29 protein-coding genes are annotated in these 20,060 nt (G+C 36.2%); 21 read left to right on the forward strand and 8 right to left on the reverse strand.

Translation table 11 applies throughout. The annotated features are described in order from the left end of the window. Window positions 1–25: 25 nt before the first annotated feature. From M1D66_RS06390 to M1D66_RS06400, 3 genes are all read right to left on the reverse strand, one after another. Window positions 26–835 carry a hypothetical protein gene (locus tag M1D66_RS06390; protein ID WP_242555060.1) on the reverse strand — a complete coding sequence of 270 codons (810 nt, stop codon included), beginning with the start codon at window positions 833–835 and terminating at the stop codon, window positions 26–28. 201 nt (window positions 836–1,036) lie between these two features. Next, on the reverse strand, window positions 1,037–1,708 hold the full coding sequence (locus M1D66_RS06395) for a DUF1129 family protein (RefSeq protein ID WP_242555061.1): 672 nt from the start codon (window positions 1,706–1,708) through the stop codon (window positions 1,037–1,039). 5 nt (window positions 1,709–1,713) lie between these two features. Beyond that, window positions 1,714–2,031, reverse strand: coding sequence for a PadR family transcriptional regulator (locus M1D66_RS06400; protein WP_000556079.1), 318 nt, complete (start codon window positions 2,029–2,031; stop codon window positions 1,714–1,716). A gap of 156 nt (window positions 2,032–2,187) precedes the next feature. Here M1D66_RS06400 and splB point away from each other — a divergent pair, with 156 nt between their 5' ends. The 3 genes from splB (at window position 2,188) to M1D66_RS06415 (ending at window position 4,503) form a co-directional block, all read left to right on the forward strand. Further along, entirely contained in the window at window positions 2,188–3,213 is a 1,026-nt protein-coding gene (gene splB, locus M1D66_RS06405; protein ID WP_000802121.1) for a spore photoproduct lyase, read from the forward strand. A 144-nt stretch (window positions 3,214–3,357) separates the two neighbouring features. After that, window positions 3,358–3,786, forward strand: a complete 429-nt coding sequence (gene mntR / locus M1D66_RS06410) for a transcriptional regulator MntR (RefSeq protein WP_001143084.1) — start codon at window positions 3,358–3,360, stop codon at window positions 3,784–3,786. A gap of 54 nt (window positions 3,787–3,840) precedes the next feature. Beyond that, window positions 3,841–4,503: an HAD family hydrolase gene (locus tag M1D66_RS06415; protein WP_025687934.1), complete on the forward strand. Its 663-nt coding sequence runs from the start codon at window positions 3,841–3,843 to the stop codon at window positions 4,501–4,503. On the opposite strand, the gene M1D66_RS06420 is transcribed toward M1D66_RS06415, so the two are convergent. Both M1D66_RS06420 and M1D66_RS06425 read right to left on the reverse strand, forming a co-directional pair. After that, window positions 4,500–4,901 carry an SA1362 family protein gene (locus M1D66_RS06420; RefSeq protein WP_086386147.1) on the reverse strand — a complete coding sequence of 134 codons (402 nt, stop codon included), beginning with the start codon at window positions 4,899–4,901 and terminating at the stop codon, window positions 4,500–4,502. The genes M1D66_RS06415 and M1D66_RS06420 overlap by 4 nt on opposite strands. Window positions 4,902–4,980: 79 nt before the next feature. Beyond that, complete coding sequence (locus M1D66_RS06425) at window positions 4,981–5,901, reverse strand: DUF1385 domain-containing protein (RefSeq protein WP_000807121.1); 921 nt, start codon at window positions 5,899–5,901, stop codon at window positions 4,981–4,983. Between the two features lie 244 nt (window positions 5,902–6,145). Between M1D66_RS06425 and M1D66_RS06430 the strand changes: the two genes are divergently transcribed. Genes M1D66_RS06430 through efp form a run of 4 tightly spaced genes read left to right on the forward strand, consistent with a single transcriptional unit; the run spans window position 6,146 to window position 8,772 of the window. Further along, on the forward strand, window positions 6,146–6,634 hold the full coding sequence (locus M1D66_RS06430) for a YqhR family membrane protein (RefSeq protein WP_000076881.1): 489 nt from the start codon (window positions 6,146–6,148) through the stop codon (window positions 6,632–6,634). Between the two features lie 52 nt (window positions 6,635–6,686). Beyond that, the gene (gene aroQ, locus M1D66_RS06435) at window positions 6,687–7,127 is read left to right on the forward strand and encodes a type II 3-dehydroquinate dehydratase (protein ID WP_000735140.1); all 441 of its coding nucleotides are present in this window, start codon (window positions 6,687–6,689) and stop codon (window positions 7,125–7,127) included. Between the two features lie 4 nt (window positions 7,128–7,131). Next, window positions 7,132–8,193 carry a Xaa-Pro dipeptidase gene (pepQ, locus tag M1D66_RS06440; RefSeq protein ID WP_000411040.1) on the forward strand — a complete coding sequence of 354 codons (1,062 nt, stop codon included), beginning with the start codon at window positions 7,132–7,134 and terminating at the stop codon, window positions 8,191–8,193. A 21-nt stretch (window positions 8,194–8,214) separates the two neighbouring features. Continuing rightward, window positions 8,215–8,772 (forward strand): elongation factor P, encoded by a 558-nt coding sequence (gene efp, locus M1D66_RS06445; RefSeq protein WP_000626516.1) that lies wholly within the window; start codon window positions 8,215–8,217, stop codon window positions 8,770–8,772. 36 nt (window positions 8,773–8,808) lie between these two features. On the opposite strand, the gene M1D66_RS06450 is transcribed toward efp, so the two are convergent. Both M1D66_RS06450 and M1D66_RS06455 read right to left on the reverse strand, forming a co-directional pair. After that, on the reverse strand, window positions 8,809–9,129 hold the full coding sequence (locus tag M1D66_RS06450; RefSeq protein WP_000645571.1) for a hypothetical protein: 321 nt from the start codon (window positions 9,127–9,129) through the stop codon (window positions 8,809–8,811). Next, window positions 9,110–9,688, reverse strand: coding sequence for a GNAT family N-acetyltransferase (locus tag M1D66_RS06455; RefSeq protein ID WP_001164986.1), 579 nt, complete (start codon window positions 9,686–9,688; stop codon window positions 9,110–9,112). The genes M1D66_RS06450 and M1D66_RS06455 overlap by 20 nt, the downstream gene beginning before the upstream one ends. A 191-nt stretch (window positions 9,689–9,879) precedes the next feature. Here M1D66_RS06455 and M1D66_RS06460 point away from each other — a divergent pair, with 191 nt between their 5' ends. Genes M1D66_RS06460 through M1D66_RS06500 form a run of 9 tightly spaced genes read left to right on the forward strand, consistent with a single transcriptional unit; the run spans window position 9,880 to window position 15,389 of the window. Then, window positions 9,880–10,161, forward strand: coding sequence for a YqhV family protein (locus M1D66_RS06460; RefSeq protein ID WP_000816050.1), 282 nt, complete (start codon window positions 9,880–9,882; stop codon window positions 10,159–10,161). A gap of 27 nt (window positions 10,162–10,188) precedes the next feature. Further along, entirely contained in the window at window positions 10,189–11,115 is a 927-nt protein-coding gene (spoIIIAA, locus tag M1D66_RS06465; protein WP_086386149.1) for a stage III sporulation protein AA, read from the forward strand. After that, complete coding sequence (gene spoIIIAB, locus M1D66_RS06470; protein ID WP_000238702.1) at window positions 11,109–11,624, forward strand: stage III sporulation protein SpoIIIAB; 516 nt, start codon at window positions 11,109–11,111, stop codon at window positions 11,622–11,624. Before spoIIIAA ends, spoIIIAB begins: the two co-directional genes overlap by 7 nt. 14 nt (window positions 11,625–11,638) lie before the next feature. After that, complete coding sequence (spoIIIAC, locus tag M1D66_RS06475) at window positions 11,639–11,842, forward strand: stage III sporulation protein AC (RefSeq protein WP_000020914.1); 204 nt, start codon at window positions 11,639–11,641, stop codon at window positions 11,840–11,842. A 23-nt stretch (window positions 11,843–11,865) separates the two neighbouring features. Further along, on the forward strand, window positions 11,866–12,249 hold the full coding sequence (spoIIIAD, locus tag M1D66_RS06480; protein WP_077393170.1) for a stage III sporulation protein AD: 384 nt from the start codon (window positions 11,866–11,868) through the stop codon (window positions 12,247–12,249). A 10-nt stretch (window positions 12,250–12,259) separates the two neighbouring features. Beyond that, window positions 12,260–13,432, forward strand: coding sequence for a stage III sporulation protein AE (gene spoIIIAE, locus M1D66_RS06485; protein ID WP_000946110.1), 1,173 nt, complete (start codon window positions 12,260–12,262; stop codon window positions 13,430–13,432). Between the two features lie 12 nt (window positions 13,433–13,444). After that, the gene (spoIIIAF, locus tag M1D66_RS06490) at window positions 13,445–14,077 is read left to right on the forward strand and encodes a stage III sporulation protein AF (RefSeq protein ID WP_001161052.1); all 633 of its coding nucleotides are present in this window, start codon (window positions 13,445–13,447) and stop codon (window positions 14,075–14,077) included. After that, window positions 14,067–14,729, forward strand: coding sequence for a stage III sporulation protein AG (gene spoIIIAG / locus M1D66_RS06495; RefSeq protein ID WP_242555062.1), 663 nt, complete (start codon window positions 14,067–14,069; stop codon window positions 14,727–14,729). The genes spoIIIAF and spoIIIAG overlap by 11 nt, the downstream gene beginning before the upstream one ends. A 15-nt stretch (window positions 14,730–14,744) precedes the next feature. After that, a complete protein-coding gene (locus tag M1D66_RS06500; RefSeq protein ID WP_000914709.1) occupies window positions 14,745–15,389 on the forward strand; it encodes a SpoIIIAH-like family protein in 645 nt (214 codons plus the stop codon). A gap of 110 nt (window positions 15,390–15,499) precedes the next feature. On the opposite strand, the gene M1D66_RS06505 is transcribed toward M1D66_RS06500, so the two are convergent. Beyond that, on the reverse strand, window positions 15,500–15,694 hold the full coding sequence (locus M1D66_RS06505) for a hypothetical protein (RefSeq protein WP_000638000.1): 195 nt from the start codon (window positions 15,692–15,694) through the stop codon (window positions 15,500–15,502). Window positions 15,695–16,163: 469 nt separating this feature from the next. Here M1D66_RS06505 and accB point away from each other — a divergent pair, with 469 nt between their 5' ends. The 5 genes from accB (at window position 16,164) to folD (ending at window position 20,059) form a co-directional block, all read left to right on the forward strand. Beyond that, window positions 16,164–16,652 (forward strand): acetyl-CoA carboxylase biotin carboxyl carrier protein, encoded by a 489-nt coding sequence (accB, locus tag M1D66_RS06510; RefSeq protein ID WP_000472859.1) that lies wholly within the window; start codon window positions 16,164–16,166, stop codon window positions 16,650–16,652. A gap of 16 nt (window positions 16,653–16,668) precedes the next feature. Further along, window positions 16,669–18,021 carry an acetyl-CoA carboxylase biotin carboxylase subunit gene (accC, locus tag M1D66_RS06515; RefSeq protein WP_242555063.1) on the forward strand — a complete coding sequence of 451 codons (1,353 nt, stop codon included), beginning with the start codon at window positions 16,669–16,671 and terminating at the stop codon, window positions 18,019–18,021. Window positions 18,022–18,043: 22 nt separating this feature from the next. Next, complete coding sequence (locus M1D66_RS06520; RefSeq protein ID WP_000807630.1) at window positions 18,044–18,436, forward strand: Asp23/Gls24 family envelope stress response protein; 393 nt, start codon at window positions 18,044–18,046, stop codon at window positions 18,434–18,436. A 346-nt stretch (window positions 18,437–18,782) separates the two neighbouring features. Further along, on the forward strand, window positions 18,783–19,175 hold the full coding sequence (gene nusB, locus M1D66_RS06525) for a N utilization substance protein NusB (protein ID WP_000830247.1): 393 nt from the start codon (window positions 18,783–18,785) through the stop codon (window positions 19,173–19,175). A 23-nt stretch (window positions 19,176–19,198) separates the two neighbouring features. Further along, window positions 19,199–20,059, forward strand: a complete 861-nt coding sequence (folD, locus tag M1D66_RS06530; RefSeq protein ID WP_000226732.1) for a bifunctional methylenetetrahydrofolate dehydrogenase/methenyltetrahydrofolate cyclohydrolase FolD — start codon at window positions 19,199–19,201, stop codon at window positions 20,057–20,059. The last annotated feature ends 1 nt before the right edge of the window (window position 20,060 follow it).

A 20,060-nucleotide genomic window follows, 5' to 3' on the forward strand; every position in this document is an offset into this window, starting at 1 on the left:
ATGGCAATTGCCACCTCTTATTTTTTTATAGTAAATTAAGTACTTTTTCTACTTTGATTCCTTTATCTTGTAAAGAACGAAGGCGACTTACAACGTCCATAATTTCTTTGTCAAATGTAACGCTAATACCTTGGCTTTGTAGTTCTTCTTTTAAGCTTTCAATAGAATCATCTATGTCGATGCCAAGCTCGTAATCTTGACAAACTTCAATTGTCTTTTTCACGAGTTTAACATAATTTTCTTGTAGTTTTGAATTTGTTTCAGTCAAAGCAGGCTGCTTCGGTTTTGCAGGAGCAACCGGTGCTGTCTCTTGCTTTGTAACTGGAGTAGGGACTGCTTTTTTCACAGGCGCTGGAGTAACTAGTTCTACAGCTGCTTCTACGCTTACTGGCTTCGGTGACGGTACCGGAGTAGGCTTAGGTGCCATAGCAGGTGTAATTGCTTTTGGAGCTTCTACAACTACTTCTTTTTTCGGTGCTGCTTCTACCTGTGTTTCTTCTTGCTCGGCAGCTTCTTTATTTTCTTTACTCCACATAACGCGTTCAATTTCTAGAGACACATTGTTTTTGTTCATCGCTGTTAATGTAACTTTACCAACTTCAGCGTTTCCAGTGAAATCAACAATTTTATAAATAACACTCTTGTTCCAATCCACGTTTCCGCTCAAAAATAATTCTTCGTTACATTTCGGCGTTAAGCCCTCGATTTTAATTTCTGCGTTTACACCGTTTTCACTATATACCATAATTAGCGAAGCATTTACATCTTCGTCTGCTAACATTAGTTCACGTACCATTTTGCCGGTGCGTACTTGCGTTTTCTTCTTAACTGACATCTAATTTCTCCTCTCAAAAATTCAGTAATAATAAAAAAATCGTATAACGAAAAATAATTGCTCACGAAGATTTATGATACCGATAATAAAAGCATCACGTCAACAATTAACTTTAATTATTTTGCATTTTTCTTATTTTCTTTATGAAATTTTTCAATTTGTAAAATTAGACAGAAGAAAAAACAGCCTTTTGAAGGGCTGTTAAAAATTTGATTTTTTATATAGTAATTTATATAAAATAAAAAATAAGATAGCAATTAAAGCATTTTGCCAAAAGTTTAGATGATAAATGAGGTAAGGTTGCTTTTGGAAATAAATATTTAAGAATACAGCGGAACAAAATGGAGTAGCAAATGCGAATCCAAATAGAATTCTTCTTTTCCAATTCATTTTCTGATTAAAGGAGTAACGCTTTAATAAATATAAAATAAATAGTATACCTAGTATAATTATTGAAACAGACAAAGTAGTTCCAAGGATGCTAAAAGGCGGACTTGATAATGTATTGTTTTTTTCAAAGAAAAACATAAAAAATGAAATAATTGCATTTATGCCAAACTGTATAGCAAGAAGTAAGCTAATAGAAAATCCAATTAAAGAGGCTTTTTCTAACTTTGTTTGAGTTGGTAAAGCTGATATAAGTTCATCGCAATAAGATTGTAAATTATCTCCAAAGATGTCATAAGCGTTTTTATTTTCTGCTTGTGCTTCGATGAGGTGATCTAATATTTCTAGTGACAGTTCTTCCATTTGTTGCTCGGGTACGTTTGATATTCGAAGATATACTAACATATCACCATAAGCAGCCTCGTTTTCGGAAGTTAGAAGCTCACGTTTTTTATTATTCAATTCAATCATGTCTTGTGCATTCATCCCTATCACTCCCTCTGTAATAAGTTATTTACCGTAGTAGAAACCATTCCCCAGCTTTGTTTAAATTCTTTAAGTTGTTCTAATCCTTTATCGGTTATGTGATAATATTTTCGCTTTGGACCGAGTGAGGAAGCTTTTAATGTGCCTTCGATCAATTTTTCTTTTTGCATACGTAATAATAACGGATAGATGCTTCCTTCGCTTACGAATGTAAAGCCATGTTTATTTAATTTTGTGCTCAGTTCATATCCGTACACTTCTTCTTGTGAAATGATGTATAGGATGCAACCTTCTAGTACACCTTTTAACATTTGGCTGTGCATGATTTCACCACCTTTTACTCAGGTAACTTGCGTTGCAAGGTAGCCGTTATCCGGATTATAACATTCAGTAACTTGCAACGCAAGTTACTGAAGTGGAAAACTTTAATGAGTGTTAATTTTTCAATGTTTCCCATACTAACGAGAGGAGGGAAGCGTATGAAACCATTTATGCCAAAACTCGTTTACTTTGAACCGAAGGCACTTGAATATCCACTTGGAAAAGAGCTTTATGAGAAGTTTACGAAGATGGGATTAGAAATTCGTGAAACGACATCCCATAATCAAATTCGGAATTTGCCGGGTGAAAATGATTTGCAAAAGTATCGTAATGCAAAAGCAACGCTTGTCGTTGGGGTGAGGAAGACATTAAAGTTTGATACTTCAAAACCGTCAGCTGAATATGCAATTCCGCTTGCAACAGGATGTATGGGACATTGTCATTATTGTTATTTGCAAACGACACTTGGGAGTAAGCCTTACGTTCGCGTGTATGTGAATCTTGATGAAATATTTGAGAAGGCACAGCAATATATGGATGAAAGAGCACCTGAAATCACAAGGTTTGAAGCTGCTTGTACATCAGATATCGTTGGGATTGATCATTTAACACATGCATTAAAGCGGGCGATTGAATTTATTGGAGAAAGTGAGCATGGGCGTTTGCGTTTCGTTACGAAATATTCGCACGTTGATCATTTGTTAGATGCAAAACATAATGGGAAAACGCGTTTCAGGTTTAGTATTAATTCACGGTATGTAATTAAAAATTTTGAACCAGGGACATCACCGTTTGAAGAAAGAATTGAAGCTGCTCGTAAAGTAGCAGGCGCGGGTTATCCACTTGGTTTTATAGTTGCGCCACTTTATATGCATGAAGGATGGGAAGAAGGATACCGTGAACTATTTGAGCGACTGTACAATGCGCTGAAGGATATGACGATACCAAATTTAACGTTTGAATTAATTCAGCATCGTTTTACGAAACCAGCGAAAAAGGTTATTCAAGAGCGTTATCCAAATACGAAGCTTGAAATGGATGAAGAGAAGCGAAAGTATAAATGGGGACGATATGGCATCGGAAAATATGTATATAAAAAGGATGATGCAGCAGTATTGGAAGAAACGATAAGAGGTTATATAAATGAATTTTTTCCTAATGCAGAAATACAATATTTTACTTAAGGGGGGTCTGTATGCAAATACAGATTCTTTTTTGTTTTATATATTTAGGCTCGTTTTCAACTTGTCACGTTATTCTTTCTGGTGTATCATTTTATTGATTGCTTCGTACGGAATAAGCAAAATGAACTTGGATGGAGGAAACCGATGCCTACCCCTAGTATGGAAGATTATATTGAACAAATTTATTTGTTGATTGATGAAAAGGGTTACGCCCGCGTATCTGATATTGCTGAAGCGCTTAGTGTACATCCATCCTCTGTAACAAAAATGGTGCAAAAATTAGACAAAGATGAATATCTAATTTATGAAAAATATAGAGGGCTTGTATTAACAACAAAAGGTAAAAAAATCGGAGAACGTCTCGTATATCGTCATGACTTGCTAGAGCAATTTATGCGTATTATCGGTGTGGATGAAAGTAAAATTTACAATGATGTAGAAGGAATTGAACATCATTTAAGTTGGGAAGCGATTGATCGCATTGGTGATTTAGTGCAATACTTTGAACAAGATGCAGTCCGAGTGGAAACGCTTCGCGGTGTTCAAAGAGCAAATGAAGAGAAAAGTAATTAAGGGGAACGTATGGCGTTTCCTTTTTTATTTCAATTCGAAAAGGATGGGAGAATTATGAAAGCAATTATTTTTGATTTTGATGGATTAATTGTGGACACAGAAACGATATGGTTTCACTCTTTCAGAGATGCTGTTCGTGAATACGGCGGGGAACTACCTTTAGAGGAATTTGCGAAATGCATTGGAACAACAGATGAGGTACTTTATACATATTTAAATGATCAATTAAAAGAGAAGTTTAACAAAAGTGTATTAAAAGAAAAAGTGGCAACTTTACATAAAGAGAAAATGAGAATACCAGAAGCTCGTGACGGGGTAAAAGAATATTTAGAAGAAGCGAAAGAAATGGGATTAAAAATCGCACTAGCTTCTAGTTCTTCTAGAGAATGGGTTATTCATTTTTTAGAAGAGCTACAAATTCGAGAATATTTTGAAGTAATTAAAACGAGAGAAGATGTTGAGAAGGTAAAACCAGATCCAGCTCTTTATCGAGTTGCAATAGAAGAATTAGGAATTAAGCCATCTGAAGCTGTTGTATTTGAAGACTCATTAAATGGATTGAGAGCAGCAGTTGCAGCGGGATTAACGTGCGTTGTGGTACCTAATGATGTGACACGGAATTTACCGTTTGAAAATCATCATCTTCGAATTGAAAGTATGAGAGAGAAAAGTTTAAAAGAAGTGCTTCAAAGTATAAAAAAAGACCGTATTTCCTAAAAGGAAGCACGGTCTTTCTTTTTGCTTTTTTTGCCTTCAATGACAGTTAAATGAGACTGTTTTCTTTTTCGTTTCAAAGTGGAAGAATTCCCTTTTTTATTTTTGTCATTAGAAGTATTTGACTTAAAGAAAGAATTGCCTAGGGGTGCTACATTTTGTTTCCCATGTTTGCGGTTCGATTGTTTTGCCGCACGCTTATATGAGCTTTGCGAATTTGCGGAACCACTGGAATTTGTAAACATCTTGTATAGCAAGTAAAAGATACCGACAACAAGTAACATGTACCCGATATTTCTTAATACACCCATGGGATTTGTAATAACAGATGAAACAAGGCCGAATATTGCCAATCCGATAATAAGCATAAATATAGCGAAAGTAAACGAACGACCGTTCATAAGGGACACCTCCTAAAAACATATATTGAAATTAGTATATTAACGATGAGGAAAGGAGTTGAACACCATTTTTAAATAATTATTGTTTGTTTTCTAAACGTAATAATTCTTCAAACGATGCAATTGCTACTTCCACTTGATCATCTGTTGGTTCTTTCGTTGTTAATAGTTGTAGCCATAATCCAGGATATCCAAGTACGCGTAATACGGGAATATCTCGTAATCGATTTGTAAATTGCAATACTTCAAAAGAAATACCAAGTACAACTGGAATTAATAAAATTCTGTTTATAACTCGTGCCCAAAGAGGATCTGTAGGGACTAGGAAATAAACGAACATTCCAATAATGACTGTAAATATAATAAAGCTACTGCCGCATCTATAATGGAGACGAGTTTGCTTTTGAACGTTTTCTACAGTCAGAGGAAGGTTATTCTCGTAAGCATTGATTACTTTATGCTCTGCACCGTGATACTGAAATACCCGCTTAATAAGTGGGGTTAAAGAAATAAAGTATATATAGCTCAATAATAGCATGAGCTTAATGACACTTTCGACAATGATTTGCCCAGTATGAGATGGGAAAATCGGTCTCGTTAATTCAGCTAATAGTGCAGGAACTGCTGTGAAAATGACTTTACCGAATATAAAAGATAAAACGCCAACAGCTGCAACTCCTAGTACCATCGTTAATTTTGATTGTTCTTCTTTTTTATTTGCAATTTGTTCATCATCTTCTGGGTGGACGTCAAATCGTTCTGAAGCGAAGTTTAAATGCTTTGCTCCATTCGCACTTGCATCCACAATAGCGGCAATCCCTCGTAAAAATGGAATTTTTTTTAGGGTAGATAGTACTTTATTACGAACGCGTGGTAATCGATAAAATTCAATCGATTTATCTTTACGACGAACCGCTGTAACAGTATATTCTCTACCGCCAAACATAACTCCTTCTATGACCGCTTGCCCGCCATATATTTGTTTTGACTCTTCTGCCATGTTAACACCAACCTGTATTTGTTTCTCTCTTATGTAGAAAAAGAGGCAATTGTCATACTGGGTTCTGTCGTTTTGAAATAAGACAATCACCGAGTTTCCTTTATTTTATCGGCAAATACAAGTAGATGACAAGGGAAAATGTTATGAGAGTCGGACATTTCTTATTCTTTTTATAGACAAATTTCGCAGGATTTAAACATGCTTCAAAATAGTTTCGGGCATACTATTGAGCGGAGGTGTCGATGTGAGTCAAGAACAATTAGGAACAAGGAATTTTGTGCAGATTGGTTTGTTTGGTGGAATCTTTTGGGGCGGGATCTGGTATTTCCTTCATATATTTTCATTCACGGAGGCGGGACCGAATTATTTCCTTTTACCATTTGCGTTTGGAAGTTGGAAAGAGGGTGTATGGGGCAATGTGTTCGGAATAGTGTGTATGGGACTTCTTTCAATTTTGATCGCCTTTTTGTATAAAGCATTTTTTGCGAAGTTTGAAGGGATTATAGCGGGAATTATTTATGGGCTATTTTGGTGGGCACTACTGTTTTTGGGGATGGGTTTAATGGCTCCTGTTATTAAAAGTGCGCTCCATTTACCAAAAGAGACAATTGTGACGACAATATGTATTTTTATATTGTATGGTGTGTTTATAGCATATTCTGTTTCTTACGCAGTAAATAGCAATAAAGCAGAACAAGAAGGGCAAGAGAAGACGAACTATTCAAATAAGTAACTCCTATGTTAAAATATTGTATAGATATTTAATATTAAGGAGTTTTAAGAATATGAAAAAGTTACTCCTCGTAAACGGTCCTAACCTAAATCGCCTCGGTGTTCGTGAGGTAAATGTATATGGAAAGGGCACGCTAGCGACACTTGAAGCAGATATGAAGCAAGAAGCAGAAACAATGGGAGTGGAGTTAGAATGTTTCCAATCGAATCATGAAGGTGCGATTATCGACATTATTCATGAAGCGGAAGATATATATGAAGGGATCATTTTAAATCCGGGAGCATTTACGCATTATAGCTATGCGATTCGTGATGCCATTGCGAGCATTTCGATTCCTGTTATTGAAGTACATATTTCTAACATTCATCAGCGTGAATCGTTCCGTCATGAATCTGTGACGGCAGCTGTTTGTGCAGGTCAAATTGTAGGATTTGGTTTTTATGGCTATAAGTTAGCGTTATTTGCATTAATGGAGAAATTGAGGGAGGCATAAAGTAATGGAGAAAATTGAAAGATTACGAAGTGCATTTGATGAGGCTGGCATTGACGGTATTTTGTTAACAAATGAACATAGTCGTAGATATATGGCTAACTTCACAGGAACAGCAGGCGTTGTTCTTATTTCAAAAGATCGTGCTCAATTTATTACAGATTTCCGTTACGTCGAGCAGGCAAGTAAACAAGCGGTTGGATATGAGGTTGTACAGCACGCAGGATTGATCATTGATGAAGTGGCAAAGCAAGTGAAAGAGCTTGGAATTCAAAAACTTGGTTTTGAGCAAGATACTCTTACATATAGTTCTTATTCAGTGCATAAGGAAGCGATTGATGCTGAATTTATCCCGACTTCTGGACTTGTAGAAAAGTTACGCTTGATAAAGACTGATTCAGAGATTAAGATATTAAAGGAAGCTGCACAGATTGCAGATGCTGCCTTTGAGCATATTCTATCATTCATTCGCCCGGGAGTATCTGAAATTGAAGTGTCAAATGAACTTGAATTTTTCATGAGAAAACAAGGAGCAACATCTTCTTCGTTTGATATTATCGTTGCTTCAGGTCTTCGTTCGGCATTACCGCACGGCGTGGCATCTGAAAAAGTGATAGAAACAGGAGATTTCGTTACATTAGACTTCGGCGCTTATTACAAAGGATATTGTTCTGATATTACTCGTACGATTGCAGTCGGTGAACCATCTGATAAATTAAAAGAAATTTATAATATCGTTTTAGAAGCACAACTACGTGGTGTGAACGGTATTAAAGCTGGTTTAACAGGTCGCGAGGCTGATGCGCTAACGCGTGACTACATAACGGAAAAAGGATATGGTGAATACTTTGGACACTCTACTGGTCATGGAATAGGTCTTGAAATCCATGAAGCACCAGGTTTAGCGTTCCGTTCTGATACAGTACTTGAACCAGGTATGGCTGTAACAGTAGAGCCAGGTATTTATATTCCAGGTATTGGCGGCGTACGTATTGAAGATGATATCATTGTGACAAGTGAAGGTAATGAAGTAATTACGAAATCACCAAAAGAACTTATTATTTTGTAATACACAGGAGGATTTTTTTACATGATTTCAGTAAACGATTTTCGTACAGGTTTAACAATTTCAGTGGACAATGCCCTTTGGCAAGTACTTGATTTCCAACACGTAAAGCCAGGTAAAGGTGCTGCATTCGTTCGTTCTAAACTACGTAATCTTCGCACAGGTTCTGTTCAAGAGAAAACATTCCGTGCAGGTGAGAAAGTAGAAAAAGCACACATCGAAAACCGTCGTATGCAATACTTATACGCAAGCGGTGAGGCTCACGTATTTATGGATAACGGAACTTATGAGCAAATCGAACTTGGTGAAAAACAAATCGAGCGCGAGCTTAAATTCCTAAAAGAAAACATGGAAGTAGCAATTATGACTTACCAAGGCGAAGTACTTGGTGTTGAACTTCCAAACACAGTTGAATTACAAGTTACAGAAACAGAGCCTGGTATTAAAGGTGATACTGCTTCTAACGTAACAAAACCAGCTACATTAGAAACTGGTCTTGTTGTACAAGTACCAATCTTCATTAACGAAGGCGAAATGCTTATCATCAACACTGGTGAAGGTAAATACGTTTCTCGTGCATAGTAAAAAAGCACTCGTGATAATTCACGAGTGCTTTTTTTATAGGAAATAGGGTAGATAGTAAATAGCTGTTATTATAAAACTGACTAAAACAAGTGAAAGGGTACCCATAATAGATGGAGTCAAAACAATTTGAAATGGTTTTATTTCGCCAGTCTCAACGCCAGTTAATGTTTTACTAATTGCGTGATCTGTAATGTTATTTCTATGGTTACTCATAATAATTAACCACATAATTGCAAATATTGCTAAACTACCAAGGAAAAAGGTCTCTATAAATGACCAACCGACTAATAATGAAAAAAGATAAATAAGAGCTAATTCTACTACAACGGTTAAACTAATTTTCAATGCCTTCATATTTTTCCTCCTCATTCTGTAATTTCAACCAGTTTAAAAAATTTTCACGTGACACGACATGCAGAGAGCAAGGTGACCTTACTTCTTTCTCTAGTGCAGCGTGTTCGTCTGGAAACTTGTTTTCCACATGCAATGAAATATAGGGTAGTTTTTCTTGTGCTTTTAGTGAGCGGATATTATTCGTTTTAGCACCAGCAAATACGTAGGAAAGTTGTAAGTCTAAAAAGGCGATTTTAAAGATTTCTTTTTTAGCAGCCTCGTTATAGCCTTTTCCCCAGTATGGATAGCCAATCCAACTACCAATGTGAGATTGCTTTTTTTCATTATTAATATGTTTAAGTGTGGTGAGGCCAATTATTTCATTTTCTTCATTCACAATCATTCTCGATAAGGATTTCTTTTGACGCTCTTCTTCTATTGCGAAAAGAAGAAATGTTTTCGTGTCTTCGATGTTTTCTACCGTTATCCCCAATGCATTTTTTATATGTGGATCACTTGATAGCTCGAAAATCACATTTGTATAGCATAAATCTAGTGGTAATAAAGTGACGTGCTGCATGGTTTAAACCCCTTTTAAACTAAATATACCATAATATACCATGAAGTAATATGAATATTCAGATTGTAATTCAGACTTTAGAGAAAAATTATGTTTTTACTTCTGAAATAGACAACCTCTGCATATGGTTGTACAAATATATTCTTTTTTAGAATACGAAGTTAGTAACTGTTACGGGAGAAGGTGGAAGAATGAAACAGTGGCTAGCGGCAATGGAAACATCCGTGCTTGTTATGGGGGCACTTCGATTATTTTCAGGTAGTGCGGAGATATTTGCTGCTTTGCTTATGCTTTATGTGAATGATGCGAAGAAAGCGTTGTTTATAAATGGTATGTTGGCGTTTGTTGGACCTACCGTATTAATTTTAACAATGACAATTGGGATAGCGAGTGTAGCAAGTGAAATTTCTTTCTTGAAGCTCTTTTTTCTAGCGCTTGGAATTTGCTGTATTTTTATCGCATTACTGAAATAGTAAGTCGAGTATAGTGGGGAGAAGCCGATGAAAGAGGTATTAGAAGTTTTACCAAAAACGATGAAGTACTTAATTGAAGAATGTAAGCAATACGATGCTTTAGAGGAAATTCGTGTTCGAATTGGAAGGCCGCTAGAGTGTATTGCACACGGAAAGGTGTTTTTTTATGACTATATCACTACTGTAGAGGATGCTATTTACTTATTGAATAAATTAAGTCAATTCTCAATTTATACGATGGAAGAGGAATTAAAACGTGGGTATGTGACGCTTCGCGGGGGGCATAGAATCGGGTTAGCAGGAAAAGTCATTACAGAAAAAAGCGCAGTGAAAATGATTCGTGATGTCTCTTCCTTTAATATTCGTATTGCTCGTCAAAAAATAGGGATTGCTGAACCGCTTTTGCCATATTTGTATGAAAAAAGGTGGTTAAACACGATGGTAATTGGCCCTCCCCAAACGGGAAAAACGACGCTTTTAAGAGATGTAGCACGTTGCATGAGTCAAGGGGTAAGTGCTTCCGAAATTCCTTCCTGTAAAGTGGGGATCGTTGATGAACGGTCAGAAATTGCTGGCTGTGTAAAAGGGATCCCGCAATATGATTTTGGTACCCGAGTCGATGTGTTAGACGCATGTCCAAAGGCAGAAGGAATGATGATGATGATTCGTTCTATGAGTCCTGATATTTTGATCGTAGATGAAATTGGCCGTAAAGAAGATAGTGAAGCAATTATGGAGGCAGTGCATGCAGGGGTTCAGCTTTTTATAAGCGCACACGGATTTTCCTATGAGGATGTTGTGAGACGTCCATCGCTCAAGGCAGTGCTAGAGCTTGGTATATTTGATAGGTTTGTGGAGTTGTCAAAAGCGAGGGGTCCAGGAACGGTTATGCAGGTGAAAGATAAATATGGAAAACCAGTGTTATCAAATAGAAAGGCTGAGGGCGTATGGTGAAAATATTTGGTGCAGTGTTAATCGTTGCGGTCAGCACCTTTTTCGGGTTTTCGTACGCTAAAAGATACAGTGAGAGGCCGAGGCAACTTAGGTTATTAAAATCAGCACTTCAATCATTAGAGGCAGAAATTATGTATGGACACACACCTTTATCTGAGGCTGCCGAGCGATTAGTTAAACAAATGCCAAAGCCATTAAATTGGATATTTCAAAGTTTCGCTAAAAAACTAGAAAGTGGAGAACAAACGGTAAGGGAAGCTTGGATAGATAGTTTGAAAGAGAATTGGAAGTTGACGGCTTTTCAACAAACCGAGTATGAAATACTGCAGCAATTTGGTGAAACCCTCGGGCAACATGATCGTGAATCACAACAAAAACATATTCGCTTATGTATTACACATTTGGAGAGAGAAGAAGAGGAAGCGAAAGCTTTACAACTGCAATACGAAAAAATGATTAAGAGCTTAGGGGTACTAGCAGGGCTACTTATTGTAATTTTACTGCTATAGGGGGGAGAAAGGCGATGTCCATTGATGTTGGATTAATATTTCAAATCGCCGGAATCGGCATTGTTTTAGCTTTCATTCATACTGTACTAAAAGAATTGAAGCGTGAGGATATTGCAAATTGGGTTATCCTTGTCGGTTTTGTCGTCATTTTATTTCATGTTGCATTTTTAATTAATACGCTATTCGACAAGATTAAAAGTGTCTTTCTCTTCCAGTAAAGGAGGCGGTTCGAATCGAAATTATACAAATTGTCGGATTAGGCCTCGTTGCTACGTTTTTAGCTGCTGTTTTGAACCAGCATAAATCTAGTATTACATCTTTATTTATTGTGTTCGTAGGTAGCGTGATGTTTCTTATTTTAATCGATCAAATTCATTCTATTTTACAAATGATTGAGAGAGTTGCGAGTGAAGCGAAAGTTAGTAACGTCTACGTGGAAACGTTACTAAAGATTATTGGAATTGCTTATATTGCCGAGTTTGGAGCTCAAATTACAAAAGATGCTGGTCAAGGTGCCATCGCTTCGAAAATTGAACTTGCTGGGAAAATCTTAATTCTCGTTATGGCAATTCCTATTTTGACGGTTGTAATTGAAACTATTCTCGGATTTTTACCGACGGGATAAGGGGGAGTGAATGTTGAGGAGGTTTGGAGCTAAGCTGCTATTTGCTTGCTTCCTTTTCTTTTCTTTACCAGTTGTTGTACAAGCTTCTCCTGTAGAAACAAACGTCGTTGATCAACAATTGGATAAGCTCGGAATTGAAGATGTGAAGCAATTTTGGGACGGGCTTGTTACAAAATATGGAGGCTATTTGCCAGAGAGTCAAAAAGGGAGTTTTATGGAGTTTGTAAAGGGAGAAAAAGAATTCTCTCTAAAAGAGTGGATGATAGGGTTATTAAAATATTTATTTCATGAGCTTGCAGCTAATGGAAAACTGCTTGGCACACTCATTATGCTCACAATCTTTAGTGCATTGTTGCAATCACTGCAATCCGCTTTTTCAAAAAGTAGTGTAAGTAAAATTGCTGATGCTGTTGTATATATGGTACTTATTATTTTTGCTTTAAATAGTTTTTATGTCGTTATGACATATGCAAGAGAAACGATACAAACAATGGTAGATTTCATATTAGCGCTATTGCCAATTTTATTGGCGCTTATAGCGACTGGTGGCGGGGTTGTATCTGTATCTTTCTTTCATCCGATTATCATTTTCTTAATGAATACAAGCGGGCTTCTTATGAATTATATCGTTCTACCGCTTTTATTACTGGCAACGATATTAAGTATTGTAAGTACAATGAGTGATCAATATAAAGTGACGAAATTGTCCAAGCTTCTGCAAAACGTTAGCGTTGGGATTATCGGTATCTTTTTAACGATTTTTTTAGGGGTATTATCTGTACAAGGAACAGCAACAGCCGTTGCTGATGGAATAGCTGTGAAAACTGCTAAATTTGTAACAGGGAACTTCATTCCAGTAGTTGGAAGGATGTTTACAGAAGCGGCAGATACTGTTATTAGCGCATCAGGATTATTGAAAAACACAGTCGGAATTATTGGGCTCGTCATTTTATGTTTAATTGTTGCTTTTCCAGCGATTCAAATTTTCTGTATCGCATTTATTTATAAATTCGCAGCAGCAGTATTGCAACCGGTTGGCGGCGGAGCAATTATTCAATGCTTAGACATTATTGGACGAAGCATCATTTACGTATTTGCTTGCTTAGCTATCGTATCATTTATGTTCTTTTTAAGTATTACAATTATTATTGCTGCGGGGAATATTACACTTATGATGCGGTAGGAGGTGAAGAGTATGCAATTTGTTACAGAGTGGATCAGAAATATTATCGTTTTTTTGCTCTTAGCGACAATGCTTCATCTTATTCTTCCAAATTCGAATTTGCAAAAATACGTTAAATTCGTTGTAAGTCTTTTGTTAGTCGTATTAATTTTAACACCTCTTTTTAAACTATTGCAGACAGATGTAAATGAAGTAATTGCAAATTTTAATGAAGAAAAGTACGTAGCAGAAGGATCTGTAAAAAATTCAATAGATTCGAAGAAAAAAGAAATACAAGCTCTAACACGTGCATATAGTTTAGAAGAGATGGCTACCAAAATGAAAAAAGAAGTAGGAAAAGAGTTTGAGAAACAGTATGGTATGTCAGTCTCTGAAATACAAATAGTCGCAGCGGAAAGCACAGCGGAAGTAAAGTCAGCGAAAGATATTCAATCTGTTGTTGTGACGTTAAAAGAAAAAGAACGTAGTAAAAATGATGCAATCGAAACAGTAAAACCAGTTGAAATTAACACGAAAGAACCACCGAAAAAAGTAGAGGAAACGAATGTAGAAATGAAAGACTTCTTTTCAAGCAGGTGGCAACTAGAGAATAAACAAATCCAAGTTCAAATGGAAGGGAGGACAGGTAGAGTAAATGGACAATAAAGATAAAAATTCGAAGTTCTTATTTTTTCGAAACTTATTGAATGGGGATCAAAAAGAAAGCAACGAGAAGGGTAAAAAGGTAACACCTAAGTTTTTACTTGTCCTACTCATACTTGGAATTTTGCTTATGTTTTCTAGTAGTCTCTTTTCAAGTAAAAAAGAAGAAGTACCTGTATTTAAAGAACAAAAAACTCAAAACCAAGAAAAAGACGTACCAACTTTCGGACAAAAAAGTAATGATAGTATGTCAAATGTAGAAAAATATGAAAAAGCGTATGAGCAAGAATTAAAAACTGCTTTAGAAGAAATAGCAGGAGTAAAAGACGTAACGATTAAAGTGAATTTGGATTCATCTGAAGAAAAAATTTTAGAAAAAAATACAGTGAAACGCTCACAAACAACAGGTGAAACAGATAAAACAGGCGGTAAGAGAGAAGTAGAGGACGAGTCTCTTGATGAAAAGACTGTCATTATACGTGAAGGGGATAAAGAAACTCCTGTTGTTTTACGAACAGAGAAGCCGAAAGTACGTGGTGTTCTTGTCGTAGCAAAGGGAGTGGATAATATACAAGTTAAAGCAATGGTAAAAGAAGCTGTGATAAGGCTGCTAGATGTACCGGCCCATCGCGTTTCAGTTTCACCGAAAAATTGATAGGGAGGAAATAAAGTGTTAAAAAAACAAACAGTTTGGTTATTAACGATGTTAAGTTTAGTTGTTGTACTATCTGTGTATTACGTGACAACTCCTGACAAAATGAATACAGCATCGCCAGCAACAGGTGAAAAGATTGGACAAGAAAAACAAGGTACTGATAAAGCAGTAACAAACGAAGCGCCTAAAGAAACTCCGAAAAAAGAAAATACAAGCAAAGAAACAACAAATAAAGAAACAGACAAAAAAGAAAATGCAAAAAAAGAAACAAGTAAAAAAGAGGGCAATGTATCAGTTCAATCAAGTGATGAGAATTTCACAGCTTTACGTATGCAAATGGAAGATCAGCGTAGTGAAGAGAAAGCAAAATTACAAGAAGTGATGAATTCTTCGAAATCTTCAGCGACAGAAAAGAGTAAAGCGAAAGATAACTTTGATGCAATCACTACAATGGAAACGAAGCAAGAATTACTTGAGACAGTAATTAAATCTCAAGGAGGATATCCAGATGCTCTTGTAAGAGCTGATGGTACTGATATTAGAGTAACAGTTAAAGCGGCAAAACATTCACAGAAAGAAGCAAATAAAATTATTCAACTTGTAAGAAGTGAAGGCGGATCAAAAGATGTAGGTGTGAAATTTGATCCACCAGCGAAATAAGTGAAACTTTAATCCGTAGGGATTTCCCTGCGGATTATTATCTTTTACTAAGCAAGGGGTATGCAAATAGTAAAAAGAGTATGTAAGTACGTGTGAATAGAAAAAAGCTATCATTTTCGATAGCTTTTTTCTATTTCGTCTTTGTAATTATTTTTACTATGTTCAACTCGGAACGGAGAAATACGTTGTGAGTAAAAGATTAGTGGTTCATGGTACTGATGATTACTTTTTCCGGATTTGACGTGGATGAAAAGAACGCATGCCCAAACGATTACGGCAGGTAAAAAGAGAATGAGCCATATCATATTTCCACACCTCGACACAATATATTTTCTACACTTTGAACATACTATTCTTATATGAAGGAATGATGAACGGCGTGTAAACAAAAAAATAATATTTGGTAAAAATATGTTATTGACTATAGGTGTGGTGAAGAGTGGAGAGGGAATGGCATGTTTGCTGTGTAACGTTTTGAAAAAGTAGTGAATGTTTTTTTAGAAGTGGTCTTGCCAATTTCATGTGAAACTTGGTATTATTACTAGGTATTAATTTTTTATTGGAATAATATTTTTACAGGAATTTCGATTTATTATAAAGAAATATAAATTGGAATGTTTAAAAAATTTATCGTAAGATGGAAATAGTAAATATTTCTATTAGTTAATGAAATATATTTTCTAATAGAGTACATCGTATTTTTACAGTCAATCTAGTTTTCGTGACGAGAATCTGTAAAAACGGGACAAACAAGAGTATGGGAGTGGATTTTACATGTTTAAAATTCAAGAAGTTCGCGAATTAATTAAATTAATTGATAGCTCTAATATTGATGAATTTGAATACAAAAAAGACGGTACAACAATCAAAATGAAAAAGCGTGGTAATGAAGTTGTTGCTGTGCAAGCACCTGCAGCAAAACAAGCTATGCAACCAGTAGCGCCTGTTGAAGTTGAAACGAAAGTAGCAGCAGCACAAGCAGAAGCACCAAAACAAGAAGAGAAGAAGGCTGTTCAAAATGAAAACCTACATAAAATCACATCACCGATGGTAGGTACATTCTATTCTTCTTCTTCGCCTGATACCCCTCCATATGTAAGTGTTGGGGATAGAGTATCGAAAGATTCTATCGTATGTATTGTCGAGGCTATGAAGTTATTTAACGAAATTGATGCTGATGTAGAGGGCGAAATTGTTGAAATTCTTGTTAATAACGGACAACTTGTTGAGTATGGACAACCGCTATTTCTTGTAAAAGCGTAATAAGGGAGTCTTTGTGATGATAAAAAAAGTATTAATAGCCAATCGTGGGGAAATTGCTGTACGAATTATTCGTGCTTGTAAAGAAATGGATATTGAAACAGTTGCAATTTATTCAGAAGCAGATAAAGAGTCACTTCACGTACAGATTGCAGACGAGGCGTATTGTGTAGGACCAACGATTTCGAAAGAAAGCTATTTAAATTTGACAAACATTATTAGCGTTGCGAAGTTAACAGGCTGCGATGCTATTCATCCGGGATACGGATTTTTAGCAGAGAATGCAGATTTCGCAGAGTTATGCCGTGAATGTAACTTGATTTTTATCGGTCCAAGTCCAGAAGCTATTTCAAAGATGGGCACAAAAGACGTTGCTCGTGATACAATGAAAGAAGCAGGGGTTCCGATTGTACCAGGTTCACAAGGGATTATTAAAAATACCGAAGAAGCGATCGAGCTTGCTAATCAAATTGGATATCCAGTTATTATTAAAGCGACTGCAGGTGGTGGCGGAAAAGGTATTCGTGTTGCACGCTATGAAGAAGAGCTTATAAAAGGAATTCAAATTACACAGCAAGAAGCTAGTACCGCTTTTGGGAACCCTGGTGTATACTTAGAAAAGTACGTTGAAGATTTCCGCCATGTTGAGATTCAAATAATGGCAGATACACACGGAAATGCCATTCATTTAGGAGAGCGTGATTGTACAATTCAGCGCCGTTTGCAAAAACTATTAGAAGAAAGTCCATCACCTGCACTTGATGAAGATATTCGCAAGCAGATGGGTGAAGCGGCAGTTAAAGCGGCGGTAGCGGTTGATTATACAGGTGCTGGTACGGTTGAGTTTATTTATGAATATAAAACGAAAACCTTTTATTTCATGGAGATGAATACGAGAATTCAGGTTGAGCATCCGGTTACTGAAATGGTAACGGGAATGGACTTAATTAAAGAGCAAATTCTTGTTGCTTCAGGAGAAAAGTTATCGTTACAGCAAGAAGAAGTACAATTTAATGGTTGGGCAATTGAATGTCGAATTAATGCGGAAAACCCTGCCAAAAAATTTATGCCATCTCCAGGTAAAGTAGAAATGTACTTACCACCAGGAGGATTTGGTATTCGCGTCGATTCAGCTGTATATCCGGGATATTCAATCCCACCTTTCTATGATTCGATGGTTGCTAAATTAATTGTTCACGGAAAAACACGTGAAGAGGCAATTGCAAAAATGAAGCGCGCACTTAGTGAATTTGTCATTGAAGGCGTACATACAACAATCCCGTTCCATTTGCAATTGCTAGATCATCCTGATTTTGTAAAAGGTGAGTTTAATACGAAATTTTTGGAAGAGCATGAACTTGTGACGCAGTGATACATTAAAGGAGGTTTTTTTCATGGCTGAACATATGTTAGATATGGGTCAAGATACAACTCTTGGTAAAGTAGAAATTGCACCAGAAGTAATTGAAGTAATTGCAGGTATTGCAGCTGCTGAAGTAGAAGGTGTAGCGGCAATGCGCGGTAATTTTGCTACAGATGTTGTTGAGAAGTTAGGTAAGAAAAATCATGGTAAAGGTGTAAAGGTTGAATTAGCAAACGAAGATATTATCGTTGACCTTTATGTTGTAATGTATTTTGGTGTAGCAATTCCAGTTGTTGCACAAAAGATTCAAGACAATATTCGCCAAGCACTCTTTACAATGACAGGACTTGAGCCAAAAGAAGTCAATGTTCACATCGTTGGCGTAACATTCGAAACACAAAAAACAGAAATCGAACCAGTGTAAGAATGAAAAGGTGCCTAGTAACATAGGCATCTTTTTTATCGTTTCATTTCTTCACAAATTACAACCCTCTAATTATTATACTATTTCAAAAAATAAGAAATAAACAAGAAAATGTGTCGTTTTTCCAAAAAACGTACATTGTGATAAGATATGGAACTTGAAGTTAATCTTTTTATTATTTTTCAGCCTTGTAACCCGTGTGTGAAACGATAAATTGTGTTATTATCATTGTATTATAAGGTTGGAAAATCAATGAAAACTGTAAGAGTAAGTGAATTGACGGCTTATAAATTATAATAATATAACAAAGTATAAGGAAAGACTTGAAGCATAAAGGAGAGTTACAATGAAACGTAGGACGGCTAGAGAAAGAGCAATGCAAGCATTATACCAAATGGATATTACAGGTGAATTAGAACCGAAAGTAGCAGTGGAAAACACGCTAGATGAAGGCGAAGAAACAAATGAGTTTCTAGAGTCACTTGTAGTAGGTTTTGTAGAAAATAAAGAAGCAATCGATGAAGCGATTCGTCAAAATTTAAAAAAGTGGAAGCTTGAGCGTATTAGTATTGTTGATCGCAGTATTTTACGTGTAGCTGTGTATGAAATGAAATACATGGAAGAAATTCCACACAACGTAACAATTAACGAAGCAATTGAAATTGCTAAAACATTTGGGGATGAGGAATCTCGTCGTTTTATTAACGGCGTTTTATCTAATATAAAAGATACACTGTAAATTCTTTAAGGGGGAATCTTAAAATGGTAGCAGTAATCATCAAAGGAAATGAAGTTGCGGAGAAAAAACGAGCACAATTAACAGAAGAAGTTGTGAAGTTGAAAGAGCAAGGTATTGTACCAGGATTAGCAGTTATTTTAGTTGGAGAAGATCCAGCATCTCGTTCTTATGTGAAAGGAAAAGAAAAAGGCTGTGAACAAGTAGGGATTTACTCAGAGCTAATTGAACTTCCTGAAACAATTACTGAGGAACGTTTGCTTGCTGAAATCGATCGCTTAAATGGCGATGACCGTATTAATGGTATATTAGTGCAATTACCTTTACCAAAACATATTGAAGAAAAAGCTATCATTGAAAGAATTTCACCAGAAAAGGATGTAGACGGATTTCACCCAATCAGCGTGGGACGCATGATGACGGGACAAGATACATTCCTTCCATGTACACCGCATGGTATTGTAGAATTAGTAAAAGAAACAAATCTTGATATTTCTGGAAAACATGTAGTGGTAATTGGAAGAAGTAATATTGTCGGTAAACCAGTGGGGCAATTGTTTTTAAATGAAAATGCAACTGTCACATATTGTCATTCTAAGACGCAAAATATGAAAGAGTTATCGAAGTTAGCTGATATTTTAATCGTAGCTGTTGGACGACCTAAAATGATAACAGCGGATTATATTAAAGAAGGAGCGGTTGTAATTGACGTTGGTGTTAACCGTTTAGAAACAGGAAAACTTTGTGGTGATGTTGACTTTGACAACGTGTTAGATGTTGCGGGTTACATTACACCTGTTCCAAAGGGTGTTGGTCCAATGACAATCACAATGCTTCTTCATAATACTGTTGAATCTGCCAAACGTGCAGGTGTCGTTTGTAAATAAT

Source organism: Bacillus sp. PK6-16 (genome assembly GCF_056530295.1).

What these genes read in the sequence shown, in the direction of transcription:
- splB (WP_000802121.1), top strand. Translation starts at nt 2,188, where the DNA reads ATGAAACCATTTATGCCAAAACTCGTTTACTTTGAACCGAAGGCACTT.
- nusB (WP_000830247.1), top strand. Translation starts at nt 18,783, where the DNA reads ATGAAACGTAGGACGGCTAGAGAAAGAGCAATGCAAGCATTATACCAA.
- accC (WP_242555063.1), top strand. Translation starts at nt 16,669, where the DNA reads ATGATAAAAAAAGTATTAATAGCCAATCGTGGGGAAATTGCTGTACGA.
- spoIIIAA (WP_086386149.1), top strand. Translation starts at nt 10,189, where the DNA reads ATGAAAGAGGTATTAGAAGTTTTACCAAAAACGATGAAGTACTTAATT.
- spoIIIAB (WP_000238702.1), top strand. Translation starts at nt 11,109, where the DNA reads ATGGTGAAAATATTTGGTGCAGTGTTAATCGTTGCGGTCAGCACCTTT.
- M1D66_RS06395 (WP_242555061.1), bottom strand. Translation starts at nt 1,708, where the DNA reads ATGAATGCACAAGACATGATTGAATTGAATAATAAAAAACGTGAGCTT.
- M1D66_RS06505 (WP_000638000.1), bottom strand. Translation starts at nt 15,694, where the DNA reads ATGATATGGCTCATTCTCTTTTTACCTGCCGTAATCGTTTGGGCATGC.
- folD (WP_000226732.1), top strand. Translation starts at nt 19,199, where the DNA reads ATGGTAGCAGTAATCATCAAAGGAAATGAAGTTGCGGAGAAAAAACGA.
- mntR (WP_001143084.1), top strand. Translation starts at nt 3,358, where the DNA reads ATGCCTACCCCTAGTATGGAAGATTATATTGAACAAATTTATTTGTTG.
- efp (WP_000626516.1), top strand. Translation starts at nt 8,215, where the DNA reads ATGATTTCAGTAAACGATTTTCGTACAGGTTTAACAATTTCAGTGGAC.
- M1D66_RS06460 (WP_000816050.1), top strand. Translation starts at nt 9,880, where the DNA reads ATGAAACAGTGGCTAGCGGCAATGGAAACATCCGTGCTTGTTATGGGG.
- accB (WP_000472859.1), top strand. Translation starts at nt 16,164, where the DNA reads ATGTTTAAAATTCAAGAAGTTCGCGAATTAATTAAATTAATTGATAGC.
- aroQ (WP_000735140.1), top strand. Translation starts at nt 6,687, where the DNA reads ATGAAAAAGTTACTCCTCGTAAACGGTCCTAACCTAAATCGCCTCGGT.
- M1D66_RS06390 (WP_242555060.1), bottom strand. Translation starts at nt 835, where the DNA reads ATGTCAGTTAAGAAGAAAACGCAAGTACGCACCGGCAAAATGGTACGT.
- spoIIIAG (WP_242555062.1), top strand. Translation starts at nt 14,067, where the DNA reads ATGGACAATAAAGATAAAAATTCGAAGTTCTTATTTTTTCGAAACTTA.
- pepQ (WP_000411040.1), top strand. Translation starts at nt 7,132, where the DNA reads ATGGAGAAAATTGAAAGATTACGAAGTGCATTTGATGAGGCTGGCATT.
- spoIIIAC (WP_000020914.1), top strand. Translation starts at nt 11,639, where the DNA reads ATGTCCATTGATGTTGGATTAATATTTCAAATCGCCGGAATCGGCATT.
- spoIIIAF (WP_001161052.1), top strand. Translation starts at nt 13,445, where the DNA reads ATGCAATTTGTTACAGAGTGGATCAGAAATATTATCGTTTTTTTGCTC.
- M1D66_RS06450 (WP_000645571.1), bottom strand. Translation starts at nt 9,129, where the DNA reads ATGAAGGCATTGAAAATTAGTTTAACCGTTGTAGTAGAATTAGCTCTT.
- M1D66_RS06455 (WP_001164986.1), bottom strand. Translation starts at nt 9,688, where the DNA reads ATGCAGCACGTCACTTTATTACCACTAGATTTATGCTATACAAATGTG.
- M1D66_RS06415 (WP_025687934.1), top strand. Translation starts at nt 3,841, where the DNA reads ATGAAAGCAATTATTTTTGATTTTGATGGATTAATTGTGGACACAGAA.
- M1D66_RS06420 (WP_086386147.1), bottom strand. Translation starts at nt 4,901, where the DNA reads ATGAACGGTCGTTCGTTTACTTTCGCTATATTTATGCTTATTATCGGA.
- M1D66_RS06520 (WP_000807630.1), top strand. Translation starts at nt 18,044, where the DNA reads ATGGCTGAACATATGTTAGATATGGGTCAAGATACAACTCTTGGTAAA.
- M1D66_RS06425 (WP_000807121.1), bottom strand. Translation starts at nt 5,901, where the DNA reads ATGGCAGAAGAGTCAAAACAAATATATGGCGGGCAAGCGGTCATAGAA.
- spoIIIAE (WP_000946110.1), top strand. Translation starts at nt 12,260, where the DNA reads ATGTTGAGGAGGTTTGGAGCTAAGCTGCTATTTGCTTGCTTCCTTTTC.
- M1D66_RS06400 (WP_000556079.1), bottom strand. Translation starts at nt 2,031, where the DNA reads ATGCACAGCCAAATGTTAAAAGGTGTACTAGAAGGTTGCATCCTATAC.